The following is a 20,951-nucleotide window of genomic DNA, read 5'->3' as shown; positions in this document are numbered from 1 at the left end:
CCCTTTGCCGACAGGCGCAAATTAAATCTCGTCAGGTGTACGCAGGTTGGTAACGGCAATGCGTTCACCGCGCTTGCGTTCGCGCTCTGATTGCATGTTGGCGCGATAAACGCCCTGATCGCCAACCACCCATGAGAGCGGACGACGTTCTTTGCCGATAGATTCCTGCAACAGCATCAATGCCTGCATGTACGCTTCAGGACGTGGCGGGCAGCCCGGGATATACACATCAACCGGAATGAATTTATCGACGCCCTGCACAACGGAATAAATATCGTACATACCGCCAGAGTTGGCACAGGCCCCCATTGAGATAACCCATTTTGGTTCCAGCATCTGGTCATACAGACGCTGAATAACCGGTGCCATTTTGGTAAAGCAGGTTCCTGCAACCACCATCAGGTCAGCCTGACGCGGCGAAGCACGCAATACTTCTGCGCCAAAACGTGCCACGTCATGCACCGCGGTAAACGAAGTCACCATCTCAACGTAACAGCAGGAAAGACCGAAGTTATACGGCCAAATTGAGTTTTTACGACCCCAGTTAACCATGTCATTGAGCTTGCCCATAAACACGTTTTTGTTAACTTCTTGCTCCAGAGGGTCGGTTACGATCTCCTGCTTTTGCAGGGGGTAACGGTCGTTCTCACCGTTGGGATCTATGCGGGTGAGCGTATAATCCATCTTAATGCCTCGCGGTTAGCGTTGACGATTAGCGATACTGTTCGTTTCCGGGTTCATACGCTCGCGGCGTGAACGCGCGGGCGTCCAGTCCAGCGCGCCAATACGCACCAGATAAACCAGACCTGCCAGTAACACAAAAATAAAAATTGCAGCTTCCACAAAGCCTACCCAGCCGCTTTCGCGGATAGAGGTTGACCATGCGAACAGATACAGCGCTTCAACGTCGAAGATAACGAAGAACATGGCCACCAGATAAAACTTGGCGGACAGGCGTAAGCGGGCGGAGCCGACCGAGTCGATACCGGATTCAAACGGCACGTTTTTCGACCTCGCGCGTGCGCGACCGCCTAAAAACCAACCGCCTACCAGCATCAGGCAACACAGGCCAATGGCAACGATAAGAAAGATAGCGAATGCCCAGTGATGAGCGATGACTTCAGTGGATGTTGACATACTCATTGCTTACTCATCAAAAGTAGCGCCAGATTCACTGCTCTTCACGGCAGATGGACGCCACATCGATTCATGGGGAGGAATAAAAAAAACCTACAATCACTGTAGAAATCAGTAAACAGCCAATTGATGTGGTTTTTTACTCCTTTCTATAACCTTTTGTCAACTTTAACAAAGGTTTCTTCACGACAATTTACACTTACACAACAAAATTAACATTAGGCAGTTTTCCCTATCCAAAGATCTAAATCTTTTGTCATATTTGCTGTTGTTGAATCGTGTCCGTTGTGAAGTAAAGGAAAAAAACGCAACCATTTTGACAGGAATTTGTAATGATTAATCCCCCTAATGAGGGGTATTTTTTTGATCTGTGACACGCATCTGTTAATTAACAATATTGAACAAGCAACAATTTAGCTCATTTATTAACATGTGAAGTTAACAATACCGTCAGAGACTAAATTTTAAGCAACTCAGCATGTTAATGCATGTACGGATCTGTGATCGACAAGACCTGTCTTTTGAAACTGACATTGATAGTAGTACAAAAAAATAGCCCCTGAGTGCTTTCACACGTCAGTGGCTATTTTTTATTCAGATTTTTTAATGCTTAAAACAACTTTTAGCGAAAATCGCTTTCAATCAGAAGCGGATCGTCTCCACCCTCAACGGTAACATTGCCGTATTGCCAGGGATTTTGATAACTCTCCATCGCCTGATAGATGATTTGCGCCAGTTCGTTTTTACCTTCTGGATCACAGCACAACAGATATTCGGTATCTGGCAGCATTGGCAAACCATCCACAGCGCCAAGGACACGAAGATCCGGGCTCATCATCTCAACCGGACGCGCTGTTACACCTAAACCCGCTTTTACTGCTGCACGAACAGCTGGCAACGTTGAAGCAACATAAGCCAGACGCCAGGGAATATCAGCCGCATTCAAAGTCTCAAGGACCATATCACGAAACGGGCTGGGCTCATCTAATAATACCAGCGGCACTGGCTCTCCACGCTGCAAAACATATTCCGCTGCACAATACCAGTGCGTCGGAGATGTACGCAAATTAAGGGCGTTGCCTGTCTCTGGACGGTGTGTAGTCACAATGAGATCAACTTCCTGAGATTTTAACATCTCAGCCATAAATGCATTGCGTTTTACCCGGACATCCAGTGCAAGCTTCGGATAAACCGAACTAATCCTGTTTAATAGAAAAGGAAGAATTGTATCGGCTGATTCATCGGAAGCACCGATAGTTAATACCCCCTGAAGATTGCTGAACATTAATGATGAGCATGCCTCATCATTGAATCGCAATATTTTCCTGGCATAGCCAAGAAGCTGAATGCCATGTTCCGTCAACAATTTATTACGCCCGTGGCGAGCGAACAGTTCTTTACCTACGAGTTGCTCCAGGCGCTGCATTTGCTGACTGACTGCGGACTGAGTACGACAAACCGCAGCTGCTGCCGCTGCAAACGTATTCAGATCGGCAACAGCAACAAATGTTCTCAGCAGATCGAGGTCGAGGTTAATTATCGGACGATTTGCGTTTATCATAATTTTTCACTTACTGGCGGCTCATTCTGAGCTGGTTAATGCTGTGCACACACAAACAAGCAAACAATTCCATTTGTAATGTGCCACCCTGGCAGATTCACCTGGTCAGACCAGGCGAGTGCGAAAATGTATATTGAACAACTTTCGGAAGGTCACTCTCTTTCTTACTTGTTAATACCTGAAGTAGATCACAGAATATATTGTCAGAGAATGCACGACGATTAAGTTGTTCGCTATTTTTCTACTAATGAAAAAAGGTAGATTTTGTAAATCTGGACAACAACCCCTATGTACTTCTTAACAAAAACACGCTATTTAATAATGGGTTATCCATAACGGCCAGTACTAAACACTCTCACAACAACTGGAATAGCCCCATTTGTTGGAGAACATCTTACCCTAAAACCATTTTATTTATAAGTGTTATTACGATTAATCTTATGCAAAGTAATGTTAGGTTCGTAAATGTAATCATGTATTATTAATGCATTAAGTAAAATGATTCTGAATATTAAATAATAATTACCTCCTTATTACGTTAATCATTAATTATACTTAACAATAGATTCACAGATACGATCTGTACAAACATCTGGTTTGTTAACTACTGTTATAATCTTTCACTAATTGCGAAATATTAAAGTCTGTTGATAGTAACTCAATTTAATAACAGATTATCTGACTTAATCTTAACAAGACAAACAACCACTCCATCCAGACAATTACAGAACTATATTCTGTAATTTAAATAAAATTAAGAATATAAAGCCAATTATTAGTTTATTATTAAGTCATTTACAGCATATCAGCGCGCATCATTCCAACAAAATCTTCCTCTGCAGACTCTTCAAAACTTACTGCAGTGGGAGTACATTGTTCCAGGCTGACTTCCACGGCAGGGAGTGGCGACAACAGGAAAAAGGTCAAGATTCATGTCCCCCATTGAAAAATCCAGCAAACTAGAAAATGTCTGTTACGACATTCGTGGCCCGGTTCTGAAAGAAGCTAAGCGTCTGGAAGAAGAAGGCAATAAAGTTCTGAAACTTAATATCGGTAACCCGGCCCCTTTTGGTTTTGAGGCGCCTGATGAAATCCTGGTTGATGTAATCCGTAATCTGCCAACTGCGCAAGGTTATTGTGATTCAAAAGGGCTGTATTCCGCCCGTAAAGCGATCATGCAACATTACCAGGCACGCGGTATGCGCGATGTTACCGTTGAAGATATCTATATTGGGAACGGTGTATCAGAACTTATTGTTCAGGCGATGCAGGCATTGCTGAACAGTGGGGATGAAATGCTGGTGCCGGCACCTGATTACCCCTTGTGGACTGCAGCTGTTGCGTTATCCAGCGGAAAAGCGGTGCACTACCTTTGTGATGAGTCATCAGACTGGTTCCCGGATCTTGATGATATCCGTGCCAAAATCACTCCCCGTACGCGCGGTATTGTGATTATCAACCCCAATAACCCAACCGGTGCGGTCTACTCGAAAGAGTTACTGATGGAAATTGTTGAGATTGCACGCCAGCATAATCTCATAATTTTTGCCGACGAGATTTACGACAAAATTCTTTACGACGACGCCGAACATCATTCTATTGCACCACTGGCACCCGATTTGTTAACCATCACCTTCAATGGTCTGTCTAAAACTTACCGGGTGGCAGGCTTCCGCCAGGGCTGGATGGTCCTTAATGGTCCGAAAAAGCACGCAAAAGGCTATATTGAAGGGCTGGAAATGCTGGCGTCCATGCGTTTGTGCGCTAACGTACCTGCGCAACATGCCATACAAACCGCGCTTGGTGGTTATCAAAGCATTAGCGAATTTATTACCCCGGGTGGGCGTTTATATGAACAACGTAATCGGGCCTGGGAATTGATTAATGATATTCCTGGCGTCTCATGCGTGAAACCACGCGGTGCGTTATATATGTTCCCCAAAATTGATGCCAAACGCTTCAATATTCACGATGACCAGAAAATGGTGCTCGATTTCCTGTTACAGGAAAAAGTGTTGCTGGTACAGGGTACGGCATTTAACTGGCCGTGGCCGGACCACTTCCGTATCGTTACGCTGCCACGAATCGATGATATTGAGATGTCATTGAATAAATTTGCCCGCTTCCTGTCAGGTTATCATCAGTTGTAAACTCCAAAAATGCTGCCGGAATTTGCATCCGGCGGCATTCTCTGCGCACAATAATCTTCAGGTCTTTATAACCAAAAAGGTTACTATGAAGCAGAGCCATTTTTTTGCCTATCTTTCCCGCCTGAAACTAATAAATCGCTGGCCCTTGATGCGTAATGTTCGGACTGAAAATGTTTCTGAACACAGCTTACAGGTTGCAATGGTAGCTCATGCACTGGCAGCAATTAAGAATCGAAAATTTGGCGGACAGACCAATCCTGAACATATCGCATTACTGGCGATGTACCACGACACCTCGGAAGTTTTAACCGGAGATCTCCCTACCCCGGTTAAATATTTCAATTCCCAAATTGCTCAGGAATATAAAGCTATCGAGAAAATTGCCCAGCAGAAGCTGGTTGATATGGTACCTGAAGAGTTGCAGGATATTTTCGCCCCTTTTATTGACGAAAGTCGTTGGAGTGATGAAGAAAAAGCGATTGTGAAACAAGCTGATGCACTTTGCGCCTATCTTAAATGCCTTGAAGAGTTATCAGCAGGAAATAACGAATTTTTGCTGGCAAAAACTCGACTTGAAAAGACATTACAAGAACGTCGAAGCGCAGAGATGGACTATTTTATGGCGGTGTTTGTGCCCAGTTTTCATCTTTCTCTCGACGAAATCAGCCAGGACTCTCCGTTGTAATGCCTTGCCGGGTAAAGCCTGCGCTTACCCGGCAGAACGTCAAAATGGGAACATCACAGGAATAATCACCAGACAGACCGCCATGACGATAATAGTGAAAGGTACACCTATCTTCACAAAATCGCTGAAGCGATAATTGCCCGGACCAAGTACAAGTGTGTTTACTGGTGAAGATACCGGTGTCATAAAGGCCGCTGATGCAGCCATCGCGACGACCATCGCGAAAGGATAAGGTGAAACTCCCATAGTTTTCGCTGCGGCCAACGCGATAGGAGCCATTAATACCGCCGTTGCTGTGTTAGAGATGAACAAACCAATCACTGCGCATAAAACGAATAAGCAGCCCAGCATAATATAAGGCCCTTTGCCACCCCCGACTTCCATCAACCCTTTAACGACCAGATCAACACCGCCCGTTTTTTGCAGTGCCAAAGCAAAGGGCATCATACCGACAATCAAAATTATGCTTGGCCAGTGAATCGCTTTATATGCGCTTTCCGCATCAATACAGCGAAATTTTCCCATCAGCAGGCAGGCAATGATCGCGGCAATAGGATTAGGAATTTCATCGGTAAGCATAAGAGCAATCATCAGGACCAGACAGAAAATTGCATGGGGAGCCTGACTGTGAGCCGGAGACGCTTCGCTGACTTCGGCTGGCATATTCAGGACTACAAAATCACGCCCCTGTTTCGCCAGCATACCGATGAGTTTCCAGTTTCCCACCACCAGAATAATATCGCCCAGCCGTAGTGGTTCATCTGTCAGCGAACCTTCCAGAGCGACCCCGTCTCGTTTTAAGCCCACGACATTCAGTCCATAGCGCGTACGAAAACCTATTTCACGTACCGATTTGCCAATCAGCTCCGATTCAGGAATCAATGATATTTCCGCCATTCCCACATCCAGGGCTTGATCAGAAAAGTATTCTCCCCGCAGAACCATCGGTTCAAGCAATTGTTCACTACAAAATTGTCGGAGATCGACGTCTGCTGCAGACATATCGATTAACAAAACATCACGTGCCCGAAACTCAGAAACCCCGTTAACGTTCACGATTACGCGGCGAAAACGTCGCCAGCGTTCAACACCGATGACGTTCGCACCGTAGCGTTCACGCAATTTCAGATCATCGAGTCGTTGACCAACCAGCGGAGATCCCGGGCGGATAGCGAGGCGCCGGGCTCGCCCGGTGAGCCGGTATTCTTTGATAAGGTCGCGAAATGTCCGTCTTTTCCAGCCCTCACCTTGCTGTGCGGGATTGTCGCCTTTAAGCATAAAGCGCATAACCAGCATATAAAGAATGCCAAAAACCAATACAACCAGACCGATTGGCGTTACGCTAAAAAAGCTAAAACCGTGGAACCCCTCACGCAGCAGTTCACTGTTTACGACCAGGTTAGGTGGTGTCGCCACCAGCGTCATCATGCCACTAATCAGACCTGCAAAACTCAAAGGCATCATCAGACGTGACGGTGAGGTTTGCATTCGCATTGAGACACTTAATACAACAGGAATAAAAATTGCCACCACGCCAGTAGAGCTCATGAATGCCCCCAGCCCGGCAACGGTTAACATCAGCAAAACCAGCATCTTAATTTCACTGCTGCCAGCCACTTTTACCAGCCAGGCCCCCATTACCGTTGCTACACCAGTACGCACCAGACCATCGCCGATGATAAATAAGGCAGCAATTAACACGACATTGGGATCACTAAAACCTGAAAAGGCTTCTGAAATGGTGAGCGTGCCACTGAGCACAAACGCAACAATGACGAACAAAGCAACGGCATCCATACGCACTTTGCCCGTCGCAAACATAATGACGGCAATTACTAATAATGACAGAACCCAGATTAATTCACCGTTCACAATACATCCTTGTTAAATGATGAGAATTACTAGATTCTGCCATAAAACAAAACCACCAAAACGGAGCTAAATCATACTCAGGTGTTTCACTGAATAATAACTTCTCCATTCGGCTGCTTTGTTACGGTGATTTGCTGCAAACTGGTCAGCACAAAATCAACCTCACTCAAACGCGGCGTGTCTGCTGGCGTATTCACAGCAATGACATGGCAACCTGCAGCCAACCCGGAAAGTACACCCGCAGGGGCATCCTCCACGACAACACACTCTTTTGGTTCAAGGCCGAGCAGTTGCGCCCCCAAGAGATAAGCATCCGGTTCTGGTTTCCCTCTTTTTACCCGTTCAGCGGTAACAAATACTTCAGGGAATGGCAGCCCGGCAACCTGATGGCGAGCACGTGCAACCGGCATTGAGCCAGAAGTAACGATAGCCCATGGAATGCCTGATTTATTAAGATGAGTGAGGAGTTCAATCGCCCCTGGTAGTGCGGTGATACCTTCAGTTTGCGTCGCCTCGATCTGCTCCAGGCGGGTAAATTCAGCCAGTATCTCTTCCTCCGGTCTTCCTGGCATAAAATGGCGCAGAGAAGTGATCGCCTGTTTGCCATGAATGAAACTCAACAACTCATGGTGATCAATCCCAAAACGATCGGCCCAGTTACACCACGCACGCTCTACTGCCGGTAAGGAATCAACCAGCGTACCATCAAGGTCAAACAGAAAGCCTTTACACCGCACATCAGCCTCCTCAGGCGTTGATAATTTGATTAATTTCGTTAGCGCTCAAGTGGTATTGACGCGGGCAAGAATGCCAAACTTTTAACATTCGCTGGTACTTCTCCCACATTGGTGTTTGAGCGTTAAAACCATGAGTACCGGCGTCAAAGTGGGTATAACGCCCTTCAATATTCACCATAAAACGGACATAGCCAAGGTAACGAGCTTCTGTGGCAGCATCAAAGCCGAGGAAAGTTACACGGCGCTCATCAATATTAGTTTGTGCATCTTTCAGGTTGGTCCAGGAGACATGCAAAGCATGATACATCTCCATAATGTCGATAATGGTGCGGCAGGTTTCTTCCGTTAACTCTCCAAATTCGCGGTCAAGTTCACGCATTTGCAGGCCATAACCACGCTCGATAATTGTCTGTAGACGACGGTAACGCTCGGCATTTGCAGGATCCAGCATAGTCATCATTTTGTACTGGTTAGATAAAATGAGACGTTGTGCGTTAGTCATTTCCATTTGGGACTCCTGTATCACTTTACAACTGTGAAAAAAAAGAAGGCATCAGTGCCTTCTTTTATATGCGTAATCTGGGGGGAATTACAAATCATCAAGGAAAGTTTTATCCAGTTGTTTGAAGGCGCGCTTAAGCGTGTCAGCTAACGCCTGGTAATCTGGTTTGCCTTCTACCGGCGCCAGAACTTGCCCGGCATCCTGTAATTTACCCCGAACTTCGTAAAACCAGTTAAGAATAGAAGGTGGCAGGGGCGTAACTGAACGCTTTCCCAGCCACCATAACCCTTGCATCGGCAGGCTAAGGGCAAACAGAGCTGTCGCTACCGCTGGGCCTAACTGCCCACCAAGGGCAATTTGCCAGCATAAGGTGAACACCGCGATGGGCGGCATAAAGCGAATCGCATAACGGGTCATCCTGATTACACGATTTTCGACAAAGACCGGAGCGAGGCGTTTTTCCATTGGCCACGTCTTAGAATAATGCTGTCCCCGGCGAAAAAGACTAAAAAAATTAACAGAACGATCATCCGGTGTTGACATGGCTTACCTCAACTTCACATATAAAAATTCAAATAATTGTGCAAAACAACAACTGTGAGGGACAACGTTCAAAACATTTTGTCATCTGTACCCACTATCATGTATTCTGTGCCAGCCTGAAACAGGCCTATAGACTAATACCATTGAGTCGTCAAATTTTCTTATAGTATGCCACTGCCTGAAAAATACGCAAAATGGCATAGACTCAAAGGGTTTTATTGCATCATGCCAAAAATTTTCTGAGTGCATGATGTTAATCATAAATGTCATTGTTATCCTGCGCTACGCTGTATGACTCCTGACGTTTTTTTAGCCACGTATCAATTATAGGTACTTCCATGTCGAGTAAGTTAGTACTGGTTCTGAACTGCGGTAGTTCTTCACTGAAATTTGCCATCATCGATGCAGTAAATGGTGAAGAGTACCTTTCTGGTTTAGCCGAATGTTTCCATCTTCCTGAAGCCCGTATCAAATGGAAAATGGACGGCAATAAACAAGAAGCGGCTTTAGGTGCAGGCGCCGCTCACAGTGAAGCGCTTAACTTTATCGTTAACACTATTCTGGCACAAAAACCAGAACTGTCTGCGCAGCTGACTGCTATCGGTCACCGTATCGTTCACGGTGGTGAAAAATACACCAGCTCCGTCGTTATCGATGACTCTGTTATCCAGGGTATCAAAGATGCAGCCTCTTTTGCACCGCTGCATAACCCTGCACACCTGATCGGTATCGAAGAAGCTCTGAAATCTTTCCCGCAACTGAAAGACAAGAACGTAGCGGTATTCGATACTGCGTTCCATCAGACAATGCCGGAAGAATCTTACCTCTACGCCCTGCCGTACAATCTGTATAAAGAGCATGGTATTCGTCGCTACGGCGCACACGGCACCAGCCACTTCTATGTTACTCAGGAAGCGGCAAAAATGCTGAACAAACCGGTAGAAGAACTGAACATCATTACCTGCCACCTGGGTAACGGCGGTTCTGTTTCTGCTATCCGTAACGGCAAATGTGTTGACACCTCTATGGGTCTGACTCCGCTGGAAGGCCTGGTAATGGGTACTCGCTCTGGCGATATCGATCCGGCGATCATCTTCCATCTGCACGACACTCTGGGCATGAGCGTAGACGCCATCAACAAAATGCTGACCAAAGAGTCTGGTCTGCTGGGTCTGACCGAAGTGACCAGCGACTGCCGTTATGTTGAAGATAACTACGCGACTAAAGAAGACGCGAAACGCGCAATGGACGTATACTGCCACCGCCTGGCGAAATACATCGGTGCTTACACAGCACTGATGGATGGTCGCCTGGATGCTGTTGTATTCACTGGTGGTATCGGTGAAAACGCAGCGATGGTTCGCGAACTGTCTCTGGGTAAACTGGGTGTGCTGGGCTTTGAAGTAGATCACGAGCGTAATCTGGCTGCACGTTTTGGCAAATCTGGTTTCATTAACAAAGAAGGTACCCGTCCTGCGGTGGTTATCCCAACCAACGAAGAACTGGTTATCGCGCAAGACGCGAGCCGTCTGACTGCCTGATTTCACACCGCCAGCCCTGCTGGCGGTGCTGTTTTGTAACCCGCCCACCTTCGGCGGTAACGAAAGAGGATAAATCGTGTCCCGTATTATTATGCTGATCCCTACCGGAACAAGCGTCGGTCTGACCAGCGTCAGCCTTGGCGTTGTCCGCGCTATGGAACGTAAAGGCGTTCGCCTGAGCGTCTTTAAGCCTATCGCTCAACCGCGTTCCGGTAGCGATGCTCCTGACCAGACCACAGCTATCGTCCGCGCAAACTCCACGCTGGCAACGGCTGAACCTCTGAAAATGAGCCACGTTGAGTCTCTGCTTTCCAGCAATCAAAAAGATGTGCTGATGGAAGAGATCATCGCCAACTATCATGCCAACACCAAAGATGCTGAAGTCGTTCTGGTTGAAGGTCTGGTTCCAACACGTAAACATCAGTTTGCTCAGTCTCTGAACTATGAAATTGCGAAAACGCTGAACGCGGAAATCGTCTTTGTCATGTCTCAGGGTTCTGACACGCCAGAACAACTGAAAGAGCGTATCGAACTGACGCGCAGCAGCTTCGGCGGTGCCAAAAACACCAATATCATCGGCGTTATCGTTAACAAACTGAACGCGCCCGTTGACGACCAGGGGCGCACTCGCCCGGATCTGTCTGAGATTTTCGACGACTCTTCTAAAGCGCATGTCACCAAGTTTGATCCAGCGAAACTGCTGGAATCCAGCCCGCTGCCAGTGCTTGGCATCGTGCCGTGGAGCTTTGATCTGATCGCAACCCGTGCGATCGATATGGCGCGTCACCTGAACGCAACCATTATTAACGAAGGTGATATCAACACTCGCCGTGTTAAATCCGTTACGTTCTGTGCCCGTAGCATTCCGCATATGCTTGAGCACTTCCGTGCCGGTTCTCTGCTGGTAACTTCCGCAGACCGTCCTGACGTACTGGTTGCCGCTTGCCTGGCTGCGATGAATGGCGTAGAAATTGGCGCTCTGCTGCTGACTGGCGGCTACGAAATGGACGCACGTATTTCTAAACTGTGCGAGCGTGCGTTTGCTACTGGCCTGCCGGTATTTATGGTGAACACCAACACCTGGCAGACTTCTTTAAGCCTGCAGAGCTTCAATCTGGAAGTTCCGGTTGACGATCACGAGCGTATCGAGAAAGTTCAGGAATACGTTGCTAACTACATCAACGCTGACTGGATCGAATCTCTGACGGCTACTTCCGAGCGCAGCCGTCGTCTGTCTCCGCCAGCATTCCGCTATCAGCTGACCGAACTGGCACGCAAAGCCGGTAAGCGCATTGTTCTGCCGGAAGGTGACGAACCACGTACAGTGAAAGCAGCGGCTATTTGTGCGGAACGTGGTATCGCAACTTGTGTGCTTCTGGGTAACCCGGAAGAAATCAACCGTGTTGCGGCATCTCAGGGCGTAGAACTGGGTGCTGGCATTGAAATCGTCGATCCAGAAGTTGTTCGCGAAAGCTATGTTGGCCGCCTGGTTGAACTGCGTAAGAGCAAAGGTATGACCGAAACCGTTGCCCGCGAACAGCTGGAAGACAACGTGGTTCTCGGCACTCTGATGCTGGAGCAGGATGAAGTTGACGGTCTGGTTTCCGGTGCTGTTCACACCACCGCAAACACCATCCGTCCGCCGCTGCAGCTGATCAAAACTGCACCGGGTAGCTCTTTAGTATCTTCTGTGTTCTTCATGCTGCTGCCGGAACAGGTTTACGTTTACGGTGACTGCGCGATCAACCCGGACCCGACCGCTGAGCAGCTGGCAGAAATCGCGATTCAGTCTGCTGATTCTGCTACTGCTTTTGGTATCGAACCGCGTGTAGCCATGCTCTCCTACTCCACCGGGACTTCTGGTGCAGGCAGCGATGTAGAGAAAGTTCGCGAAGCAACTCGTCTGGCGCAGGAAAAACGTCCTGACCTGATGATCGACGGCCCGCTGCAGTACGATGCTGCAGTAATGGCTGACGTTGCGAAATCTAAAGCACCGAACTCTCCGGTTGCAGGTCGCGCTACCGTGTTCATCTTCCCGGATCTGAACACCGGTAACACCACCTACAAAGCGGTACAGCGTTCTGCTGACCTGATCTCCATCGGGCCGATGCTGCAGGGTATGCGCAAGCCGGTTAACGACTTGTCTCGAGGCGCACTGGTTGACGATATCGTCTACACTATCGCTCTGACCGCGATCCAGTCTGCACAACAGCAGAAGTAATCTTTTCTGTTTAGCGTAAAAGACTAAAAGCAAAATCCGGAAATAGTGATTATTTCCGGATTTTTTATTTTAGAATCAGTTACAACAACTCTCTCGCAGCCGCCACAATATCATGTGCCGTTAAACCATATTCCCTTTGTAAAAAGTCCTGAGTTCCCACCTGGCCATACCGCTCTTTAACCCCCACCCGACGCATGGGGACAGGACAAGTTTCTACAAGTACTTCAGCAACTGCTGAACCTAATCCATTGTGAATACTATGGTTTTCACATGTCACGATCCGCCCTGTTTTTTCGGCATAATTTTTAATTAACATCCGATCGATAGGTTTGAGAGTAAACATATCAATGACCGCTGCACTTACCCCAGCCTGCTCAAGTTGACGAGCTGCCTCAAGCGCTTCTGCCACCATAATGCCATTAGCAATCAAGGTGATATCCGTTCCTTCACGTAATACCTGTCCTTTACCAATCGTAAAGGTCGTACCTGGTGCGTAAATACTCGCTGCTTGCTTACGGATGGTACGAACCCAATAAAATCCTTCTAACTCAACGAGTTGACGCAAAATATCGCTAAACATTACGGCATCGGTCATCTCCATTACCACCGAATGTGCCAGCCCGCGCACAATCCCCATATCTTCAAATGACATATGTGTTCCGCCATTGTGGCAAGCAGTAACACCCGCATCAGAAGCGATAACTTTTACGTTAGCACGCTGGTAATCAAGCGACATAAAGAGCTGATCAAAACAGCGACGACTGGCAAATGCGGTAAAGGTATGTACGAATGGCTTGCGCCCGGTTAAGGCCAGCCCCGCAGCTGTGCCGATAACATTGGCTTCCATAATGCCGCAATTAATAACGCGCTGTGGATAATCCCGCGCTACGCTGTCCATTGCCATGGAACTCATTAAATCAGCCTCAAGAGCAATGACAGAATTACCGTTTTCACTCTGTTGCGCGATAAATCCTGCATAAATTTTGCGCATTTCGATGCTGTCTTTTTGTCCTGCCGGTGCGAGATTAATCATGCATGGCCTCCAGTTGGCAAATTGTTTCGTTTAGCGTCTCCTTCATCTCTTCCGTGAGGCGTAAATGATGGGAATTACTGAGTTGCTCAAGACACGGTACACCCTGCCCTTTAATGCTATCGAGAATGACCACTCTCGGTCTGGCCTCAGCTGGCGGGACAGGTTTAACTACATTCAACAAGCCCTCAATATCATCGCCCTTCACTGTCACGACATCAAAACCGAAAGCGCGGAATTTACTTTCTAAATCAAACGGATTAATGATTTCGTCCAGTTGACCATCAAGCTGCTGTTTGTTCCAGTCCACAAAAACAGTGAGATTATTCAACCGATGATGCGCGATAAACTGGAAGGCTTCCCAACACTGACCTTCATTAAGTTCTCCATCGCCAACAATACAAAATACCCGATTCTTGCGCCCCGCCAGTTTATGCGACAGCGCCATCCCCCCGGCAATGGATATCCCCTGCCCCAGCGATCCTGTAGTGGCATCAACACCACGCGTCTTTAGCCGATCCGGATGACTTGGTAAGCGAGTGCCGTTCTGATTTAAGGTGCTTAATTCTTCCAGTGGAAAATAACCTTTCAACGCCAGAGTACTGTAGAGCGCAGGTCCGGCATGTCCTTTTGACAAGACAAAATAGTCACGCTCAGGCCAGTCGGGATCAGCAGGATCAATTTTCATTACCGCGCCATAAAGCACCGCTAGCGTTTCCACAACCGACATGCTGCCACCATAATGACCGAAGCCAAGATGGGTTAATGATTTCAGCGTCTGGATACGTATATCCCGTGCAAATTGCGTCACTTCTTTAACATTCATGATTTGGCTCCGCTCTTCTCCTGCGCTTTGGCAGCGAGTTTGTTATTGGCGAAAATGTTCCAGGCAACCAGCAGTACAAATACTGCGACTACAAGTCCGGTGATGGCAAAAGGTGAGAGATAACGTGCCAGGTTTCCGAGAACGATACCGACAGCACCAAAATCTGCATCGGAAAAGGTCGTATTAGCAAAGCCTATCGCCCCCAAAACTGGCAATAACAGCACTGGCAGGAAGGTAATCAATAAGCCATTCGCAAAAGCACCAATCATTGCGCCGCGACGTCCACCCGTAGCGTTACCAAATACCCCCGCAGTCGCCCCGGTGAAGAAGTGAGGAACGACACCAGGAAGGATCAGCACCAGCTTCATCTGCCCCAACAAAAATAGCCCCACCAAACCGCCAAGAAAGCTAAACAAGAAACCAATTAGCACTGCGTTTGGCGCATACGGATACACAACCGGGCAATCGAGGGCTGGACGGGCATTCGGCACCAGCTTTTCTGAGAACCCGGTAAATGCCGGAACTATTTCAGCAAGGATTAAACGCACACCTTGCAGAATGATAAATACGCCAGCAGCGAAGGTGATGGCCATAATGATGGCGTAGACAAGGTAGTTTTGACCGCCACTGAACTGGCTTTCAACGTACTCACGACCCGCACTGATCGCCATGATCAGATAAATCACCATCATCGTAAGAGAAATAGAGATGGAACTGTCGCGCAGGAAGCTCAGATTTTTGGGCAAATTCATCTCTTCGGTGGAACGGGAACCTTTACCGCATACGCTGCCAATCCAGCCAGAGAGCACATATCCCAGAGTACCAAAGTGACCAAAAGCGATTTCATCATTCCCGGTAATACGCCTCATATAGCGTTGTGCTAATGCCGGGAAAAACGCCATCACCAGTCCAAGAATAAGAGAACCGGTAAATACCAGTGATACACCTTCAAAACCAGCCACTGTCAGAATTACACCAATCATGCAAGCCATGTAAAATGTGTGATGACCGGTCAGGAAGATGTATTTCAGGCGGGTAAAGCGGGCAACAATAATATTCGCCACCATACCAAACGCCATAATAAGTGCCGTCGATGCGCCATATTTCTCCAGCGCAATAGAAACAATAGCCTCATTATTCGGAATGATGCCTTGAATATTAAAGGCATGCTCAAACATACTCCCCAGCGGATTTAACGAACCCACCAGAACAGTGGCACCACCGCCCAGTACAATAAAGCCAAGGATAGTTTTAATTGTGCCTTTAACAACATCTGAAAAGGCTTTTTTCTGGGCAACCAGGCCAATTAAGGCAATCAAGCCGACCAGTACCGAGGGCACTTTGAGTATATCAACAACAAAATTCAGCGTTTCAAGGATAAACATATCCACCTCGCTTCAATTAAGGTTATTGTTTTGCGAACCAGTTACGCAGTTGCGTTTCGAGTTCATTAATATCAATGATGTTGTTGATAACCACCAACTGACTTTCCGGTACGCTGGCACTGGCGGCAATATCTTTTGCCATCACAAATAAATCAGCAGCACCAGGCGTTGCTGATGAAAGATCGGAATGCTCCACTTCCGCTTCTATCTCCATTTTTTTCAGGACTTTTTTAATATTCATTTCGACCATAAAACTACTACCTAGCCCTGAGCCACAAATAGCCATAATTTTCATTGTATTCACCATTTTAAGTTGTAGAAGTTCTCATCACGCAACGGCGTAATGTTGTGAAAAGACTGAATTTATAATGTAATTAGAATCGTGAAATTATCGTTTTTATTTCCTCCAGGTTGCGAGCCTGATGTAATTCCTGTAAATCTTTTTCACTGGAAAATAACTCAGCCAGTGCCGAGATCATTTCGATATGACTGTGTTTGTCTGGTGCGGCAAGTAAAATGATGACATCTACAGGATCAAATTCCTCTGTATTAAAACTGACACCTTCTTCAAGTTTTAATAATGATAACCCTAATCCTTTTGCTCCTTCTTCTGGTCGGGCATGCGGCATGGCCAGCCCAGGAGCCAGGACATAATAAGGCCCCAGTTTTTCATGTTGTGTTTTTATCGCACTGAGATAATCTGCCGTAATTATCTCTGCCTCCAGTAACGGTCTGGCACAAATATCTAATGCCTGCTGCCAGGATGCGACATTCTTTCGTAATGCGATTGTTGAATCAGAAAGCCAGGTATTAAGCACTTGTCCTCCTCATTTTTCATTTCTATGACCAGAATGTATGCAAGCAACGGCGGTATATCTGCGATCAACGTCACAAAGATAGCGCTATCAAAATGTATCATTCAGATTTGTGATAGCGCTATCAAAATACTTACCCTTTTAGAAATCAAAACTTCTGGCTGAAATTAAGAGGTATACTGCTAGCAACAGGGAGCGGCAGATGACAACTAAAAAAGTATCTCCATTTGTTGTAATTGAGCAGGATTTTGTATGGCAATAACCCGAAAACGTCGTAGTACAGGAAAGGTCACCATCGCCGATGTTGCGCAACTGGCTGGTGTCGGAACCATGACCGTATCCAGGGCGTTACGTACGCCTGAGCAAGTTTCCGATAAGCTGCGGGAGAAAATTGAAGCCGCTGTGCATGAGCTGGGCTATATGCCCAATCTCACCGCAAGTGCACTGGCATCGGCTTCTTCACATACTATTGCGATGGTCGTTCCAAATCTGGCTGAAGCGGGATGTTCAGAAATGTTTGCCGGACTCCAGCAAGCGCTGCAGCCTGCGGGATACCAGATCATGTTGGCAGAATCTCGTCACCGGTTAGATCAAGAAGAGAAACTACTGGAAACACTTCTCGCATCCAATATTGCAGCCGCTATTTTGCTTAGTGTCGAACATAGTGACACTGTGCGTAACTGGCTCAAAAATGCCTCAATTCCGGTGATGGAGATTGGCGCGATTCGTGCCGATCCCATTGATATGAATATTGGGATTGATAACGTAGCAGCTATGTTCGAGCTGACCGATATGCTGGTGCAGCGTGGTTATCAGAATATTGGCCTGTTGTGTGCTAATCAGGAACAATGGATTTTCCAACAACATTTACAAGGATGGTATAAAGCCATGCTGCGCCATCATATGTCTCCTGATCGCGTCATCAATGCTGCTTTGCCTCCTGTGTTTTCAACTGGCGCATCACAACTCCCTGAATTTTTACTTGCATGGCCAGAACTCGATGCTCTGGTATGCGTGTCTGATGAGCTGGCTTGCGGTGTTCTTTATGAGTGTCAAAGAAGGCGTATCAAAGTACCAGATGAACTCGCCGTGGTCGGATTTGGTGACAGTGATGTGAGTCGGGTATGCCAACCACCATTAACCACTATGGCCGTTCCACATCGCAAAATTGGTTTCGAAGCAGGAAGAGCACTTCTGGAAAGGATTAAAGACGGCAACTGGAGCGATCGTCAATTGATCGCTCCCAGTTTATGTTTGCGAGAAAGCTGCTGACTTATTTTTCAGCTTCTTCCTGCTTTTCCTGAATTGCTACATCACTTCTGGCGTTGCGGGTCATCCACAGCGCCAGCGCTTTCAGCGAATCAGGCGTAAATTCATCGCACCGGGCAGTAATTTCTTCCGGTGTCAGCCAGCAAACTTCACTGACTTCATCTTCCTGTAGTGCAAATGGCCCGTGAGAGACGCAGCTAAAAAGTGCCCCCCAGACGCGACAGTTTTTATCTTCAAAATAGAACTGTCCATGTTCAGCAAAGGGAACGCCTGCAATGCCCAACTCCTCTTCAGCTTCACGGCGGGCTGATTCCAGTAATTGTTCATCGGCCTGCACCACACCACCAGCGGTGGCATCCAGCATTCCAGGTAAAAAGTCTTTTGTCTCGGTACGACGCTGAACCAGAATTTTGCCCATTCCATCATGCACGACGATATAGGTCGCACGGTGGCGCAGGCATTGTGCTCGCATCTGCTCCCGGCTGGCTTGTGCAATGACTTCGTTATCTTCATTGACAATATCCACCCATTCCGTACTTGCCAAATGACGCTGTTCCATTATCAGGAAACCTTCTGTTGCTTGCGCTCTTACGGCGCGTTTAGTTGTGTGGGGTAAATTACGGATTAATCGCGACCTGCGCAATATGACTTTGTTCATCCAGGGCGATTACCTGAAAAACATTGTCATCCAACACGCCATAACTAGCCGGAAAGCCCCCTTTAGGAATGCTTACCGAACCGGGGTTGAAATGGAAAATATCTCCACGTTTTTCAGCTACCGGGACGTGGGTATGACCGTAGACCAGAACATCGCCATGATGGAGTGACGGAAGATTTTCTGGTCCGAAGAGATGTCCATGAGTCAGGAAAAGTCGCTTATCTTCCAGCAAAACCTGCTGCCAGGGAGCTGTCAGCGGAAAACGAAGCAGCATCTGATCCACTTCACTGTCACAATTACCGCGTACAGCAATAATTTTATCCGCCACCTCATTGAGTCGTTCCGCCACTTTTGCTGGTGCATAACCTTCTGGCAATGCATTCCGTGGACCATGATTTAGCACATCACCAAGAATTACCAGCCAGTGAGCGCCACTTCGCGCAAAAATATCCAGTACCCGCTCCGTCGCCGGTAACGACCCATGAATGTCCGATGCAAACATCAGTTTCATCACTCACTCCTCGTCGAAAAAACGTTAGCTATGATACTGGATTCTTTGTCTTCTATCAGCCTGTACTCTTTGCAGAAAGCACACAAAAACGCTGTACCGACGCCCGTTGCCACTGAAATGCGGCATAATCCGCCAGTCGTTCAGGCACATCATCACCATGAAGCGCCAGACGATTAATCATTAGCGCCAAATCAGTATCAGCAATACACCACTCGCCAAACAGATTAGGCATTCCATGAGCCAATAAATTATCAGCAATCGCAAACAGTTTCCCGGCACTCGACCTACCGGCCTCACTGAGTGGCGCTTTTTTTGTTCCGGCAAAAATAACATCGGTTGAGCGCTCTTCCCGTAGAGGCATCAGATCACTGCGTAACCAGGCCTGAATCTGCCTTGCCCGTGCTCTTTTTTGTAGATCTAACGGATAAATTCGCTCCCAGGTTGGCGGAGCAAAACGGTCTTCAAGGTACTCAGCAATCGCTGAAGATTCACTGAGTTCAAAATCTTCGATTTGCAGCAGCGGCACGCGCTGTGTCAGAGCATAGCCTTGCCATGTGGGGCGCAAATGCTCACCATCCGCAAGATCGACCGTTTTTAACGTACATACCAGTCCCTTTTCCTGGATGGCAACAAATGCGGATAGCACATAAGGGGAGAAAAAATGGGCATCTGACCAAAGCGTGATTGCGGGTTTACTCATTATGTCCTCAGCGTTCAATGGGCTTGCTATCAAACTATAGAGCCTTTTCACCACTGTCACGTGACGAAATCTCACGCAGCACGTAAGCCTTTCTATACTTGATGAGGTCAGATATTTATACGAAACAGGAGCTGCAATGATCGACCTCTATTACGCCCCTACCCCCAACGGACAAAAGATCACGCTGTTTCTTGAAGAAGCTGGTCTGGACTACCACTTAATCAAGGTCGATATCAGTAAGGGCTATCAATTCCGCCCTGAGTTTTTGCGGATTTCACCGAATAATAAAATTCCGGCAATAGTTGATCATTCCCCAGCCGATGGCGGCGAACCGTTAAGCCTCTTTGAGTCCGGGGCCATATTGTTGTATCTGGCGGAGAAAACGGGACTCTTTTTAAGTCATGAAATGCGTGAACGCGCCACCACATTACAGTGGCTATTCTGGCAGGTAGGCGGGCTGGGGCCGATGCTTGGGCAAAATCATCATTTTAATCACGCTGCACCACAAACCATTCCTTACGCTATTGAACGTTATCAAGTTGAAACTCAGCGTCTGTATCACGTGCTGAACAAGCGGCTGGAAAACTCGCCCTGGCTGGGCGGAGAAAACTACAGCATTGCGGATATTGCCTGCTGGCCGTGGGTTAATGCCTGGACTCGCCAGCGCATTGACCTCGCAATGTATCCTGCAGTCAAGAACTGGCATGAGCGGATCCGTTCGCGCCCTGCCACCGTGCAGGCACTGCTAAAATCACAACTCGGTGATGAGCGTTCGGATAGTTAACAGAAACAGGTTCTCGTGTATTAT

At 47.4% G+C, this 20,951-nt stretch carries 21 protein-coding genes; 6 read left to right on the top strand and 15 right to left on the bottom strand.

The features are described from left to right. Positions 1-21: 21 nt before the first annotated feature. The 3 genes from nuoB to lrhA form a co-directional block, all read right to left on the bottom strand. Positions 22-684 carry an NADH-quinone oxidoreductase subunit NuoB gene (gene nuoB / locus EFER_RS04525; protein WP_000386733.1) on the bottom strand — a complete coding sequence of 221 codons (663 nt, stop codon included), beginning with the start codon at positions 682-684 and terminating at the stop codon, positions 22-24. 15 nt (positions 685-699) lie between these two features. Next, positions 700-1,143 carry an NADH-quinone oxidoreductase subunit NuoA gene (nuoA, locus tag EFER_RS04520; protein ID WP_000062997.1) on the bottom strand — a complete coding sequence of 148 codons (444 nt, stop codon included), beginning with the start codon at positions 1,141-1,143 and terminating at the stop codon, positions 700-702. 616 nt (positions 1,144-1,759) lie between these two features. Next, a complete protein-coding gene (gene lrhA, locus EFER_RS04515; protein WP_000606283.1) occupies positions 1,760-2,698 on the bottom strand; it encodes a transcriptional regulator LrhA in 939 nt (312 codons plus the stop codon). Positions 2,699-3,630: 932 nt separating this feature from the next. On the opposite strand from lrhA, the gene alaA reads away from it, so the two are divergent. Both alaA and yfbR read left to right on the top strand, forming a co-directional pair. Next, positions 3,631-4,848: an alanine transaminase AlaA gene (gene alaA / locus EFER_RS04510; RefSeq protein ID WP_000074537.1), complete on the top strand. Its 1,218-nt coding sequence runs from the start codon at positions 3,631-3,633 to the stop codon at positions 4,846-4,848. Between the two features lie 85 nt (positions 4,849-4,933). Continuing rightward, positions 4,934-5,533 carry a 5'-deoxynucleotidase gene (gene yfbR / locus EFER_RS04505; protein WP_000813886.1) on the top strand — a complete coding sequence of 200 codons (600 nt, stop codon included), beginning with the start codon at positions 4,934-4,936 and terminating at the stop codon, positions 5,531-5,533. A 39-nt stretch (positions 5,534-5,572) separates the two neighbouring features. Here the strand turns inward: yfbR and EFER_RS04500 are convergent, their stop codons facing one another. From EFER_RS04500 to yfbV, 4 genes are all read right to left on the bottom strand, one after another. Then, the gene (locus EFER_RS04500; protein ID WP_001012915.1) at positions 5,573-7,405 is read right to left on the bottom strand and encodes an SLC13 family permease; all 1,833 of its coding nucleotides are present in this window, start codon (positions 7,403-7,405) and stop codon (positions 5,573-5,575) included. A gap of 86 nt (positions 7,406-7,491) precedes the next feature. Then, positions 7,492-8,142 (bottom strand): sugar phosphatase, encoded by a 651-nt coding sequence (locus tag EFER_RS04495; RefSeq protein WP_001203376.1) that lies wholly within the window; start codon positions 8,140-8,142, stop codon positions 7,492-7,494. Positions 8,143-8,152: 10 nt separating this feature from the next. Continuing rightward, entirely contained in the window at positions 8,153-8,650 is a 498-nt protein-coding gene (locus EFER_RS04490; RefSeq protein WP_000426130.1) for a YfbU family protein, read from the bottom strand. An 81-nt stretch (positions 8,651-8,731) separates the two neighbouring features. Next, positions 8,732-9,187, bottom strand: coding sequence for a terminus macrodomain insulation protein YfbV (gene yfbV, locus EFER_RS04485; protein ID WP_000106470.1), 456 nt, complete (start codon positions 9,185-9,187; stop codon positions 8,732-8,734). Positions 9,188-9,525: 338 nt separating this feature from the next. On the opposite strand from yfbV, the gene ackA reads away from it, so the two are divergent. Then, entirely contained in the window at positions 9,526-10,728 is a 1,203-nt protein-coding gene (gene ackA, locus EFER_RS04475; RefSeq protein WP_000095699.1) for an acetate kinase, read from the top strand. Between the two features lie 76 nt (positions 10,729-10,804). Continuing rightward, positions 10,805-12,949: a phosphate acetyltransferase gene (gene pta / locus EFER_RS04470; protein ID WP_000086741.1), complete on the top strand. Its 2,145-nt coding sequence runs from the start codon at positions 10,805-10,807 to the stop codon at positions 12,947-12,949. A gap of 79 nt (positions 12,950-13,028) precedes the next feature. Here the strand turns inward: pta and EFER_RS04465 are convergent, their stop codons facing one another. The 5 genes from EFER_RS04465 to EFER_RS04445 form a co-directional block, all read right to left on the bottom strand. Then, a complete protein-coding gene (locus tag EFER_RS04465; RefSeq protein ID WP_000609006.1) occupies positions 13,029-13,982 on the bottom strand; it encodes a transketolase family protein in 954 nt (317 codons plus the stop codon). Further along, entirely contained in the window at positions 13,975-14,805 is an 831-nt protein-coding gene (locus tag EFER_RS04460) for a transketolase (RefSeq protein ID WP_001101100.1), read from the bottom strand. Before EFER_RS04460 ends, EFER_RS04465 begins: the two co-directional genes overlap by 8 nt. Next, positions 14,802-16,190, bottom strand: coding sequence for a PTS ascorbate transporter subunit IIC (locus EFER_RS04455; RefSeq protein ID WP_000470237.1), 1,389 nt, complete (start codon positions 16,188-16,190; stop codon positions 14,802-14,804). Before EFER_RS04455 ends, EFER_RS04460 begins: the two co-directional genes overlap by 4 nt. A gap of 22 nt (positions 16,191-16,212) precedes the next feature. Further along, positions 16,213-16,485 (bottom strand): PTS sugar transporter subunit IIB, encoded by a 273-nt coding sequence (locus tag EFER_RS04450; protein ID WP_000699821.1) that lies wholly within the window; start codon positions 16,483-16,485, stop codon positions 16,213-16,215. Between the two features lie 79 nt (positions 16,486-16,564). Beyond that, positions 16,565-17,008, bottom strand: coding sequence for a PTS sugar transporter subunit IIA (locus tag EFER_RS04445; RefSeq protein ID WP_000935562.1), 444 nt, complete (start codon positions 17,006-17,008; stop codon positions 16,565-16,567). Positions 17,009-17,257: 249 nt separating this feature from the next. On the opposite strand from EFER_RS04445, the gene EFER_RS04440 reads away from it, so the two are divergent. Next, the gene (locus tag EFER_RS04440) at positions 17,258-18,277 is read left to right on the top strand and encodes a LacI family DNA-binding transcriptional regulator (protein ID WP_001018806.1); all 1,020 of its coding nucleotides are present in this window, start codon (positions 17,258-17,260) and stop codon (positions 18,275-18,277) included. A 1-nt stretch (position 18,278) separates the two neighbouring features. On the opposite strand, the gene yfcD is transcribed toward EFER_RS04440, so the two are convergent. From yfcD to yfcF, 3 genes are read right to left on the bottom strand one after another with little or no spacing between them, the layout of a single operon-like run. Continuing rightward, a complete protein-coding gene (yfcD, locus tag EFER_RS04435) occupies positions 18,279-18,833 on the bottom strand; it encodes an NUDIX hydrolase YfcD (RefSeq protein ID WP_000437865.1) in 555 nt (184 codons plus the stop codon). 58 nt (positions 18,834-18,891) lie between these two features. Then, positions 18,892-19,443, bottom strand: a complete 552-nt coding sequence (yfcE, locus tag EFER_RS04430; RefSeq protein WP_000772451.1) for a phosphodiesterase — start codon at positions 19,441-19,443, stop codon at positions 18,892-18,894. 55 nt (positions 19,444-19,498) lie between these two features. Beyond that, positions 19,499-20,143 carry a glutathione transferase gene (gene yfcF, locus EFER_RS04425; RefSeq protein ID WP_000042416.1) on the bottom strand — a complete coding sequence of 215 codons (645 nt, stop codon included), beginning with the start codon at positions 20,141-20,143 and terminating at the stop codon, positions 19,499-19,501. 136 nt (positions 20,144-20,279) lie between these two features. Here yfcF and yfcG point away from each other — a divergent pair, with 136 nt between their 5' ends. After that, on the top strand, positions 20,280-20,927 hold the full coding sequence (gene yfcG, locus EFER_RS04420; protein ID WP_000566569.1) for a GSH-dependent disulfide bond oxidoreductase: 648 nt from the start codon (positions 20,280-20,282) through the stop codon (positions 20,925-20,927). The last annotated feature ends 24 nt before the right edge of the window (positions 20,928-20,951 follow it).

It is taken from the genome of Escherichia fergusonii ATCC 35469 (assembly GCF_000026225.1).
Classification (GTDB): domain Bacteria; phylum Pseudomonadota; class Gammaproteobacteria; order Enterobacterales; family Enterobacteriaceae; genus Escherichia; species Escherichia fergusonii.
This window is presented reverse-complemented; position numbering and strand designations above follow the sequence as displayed.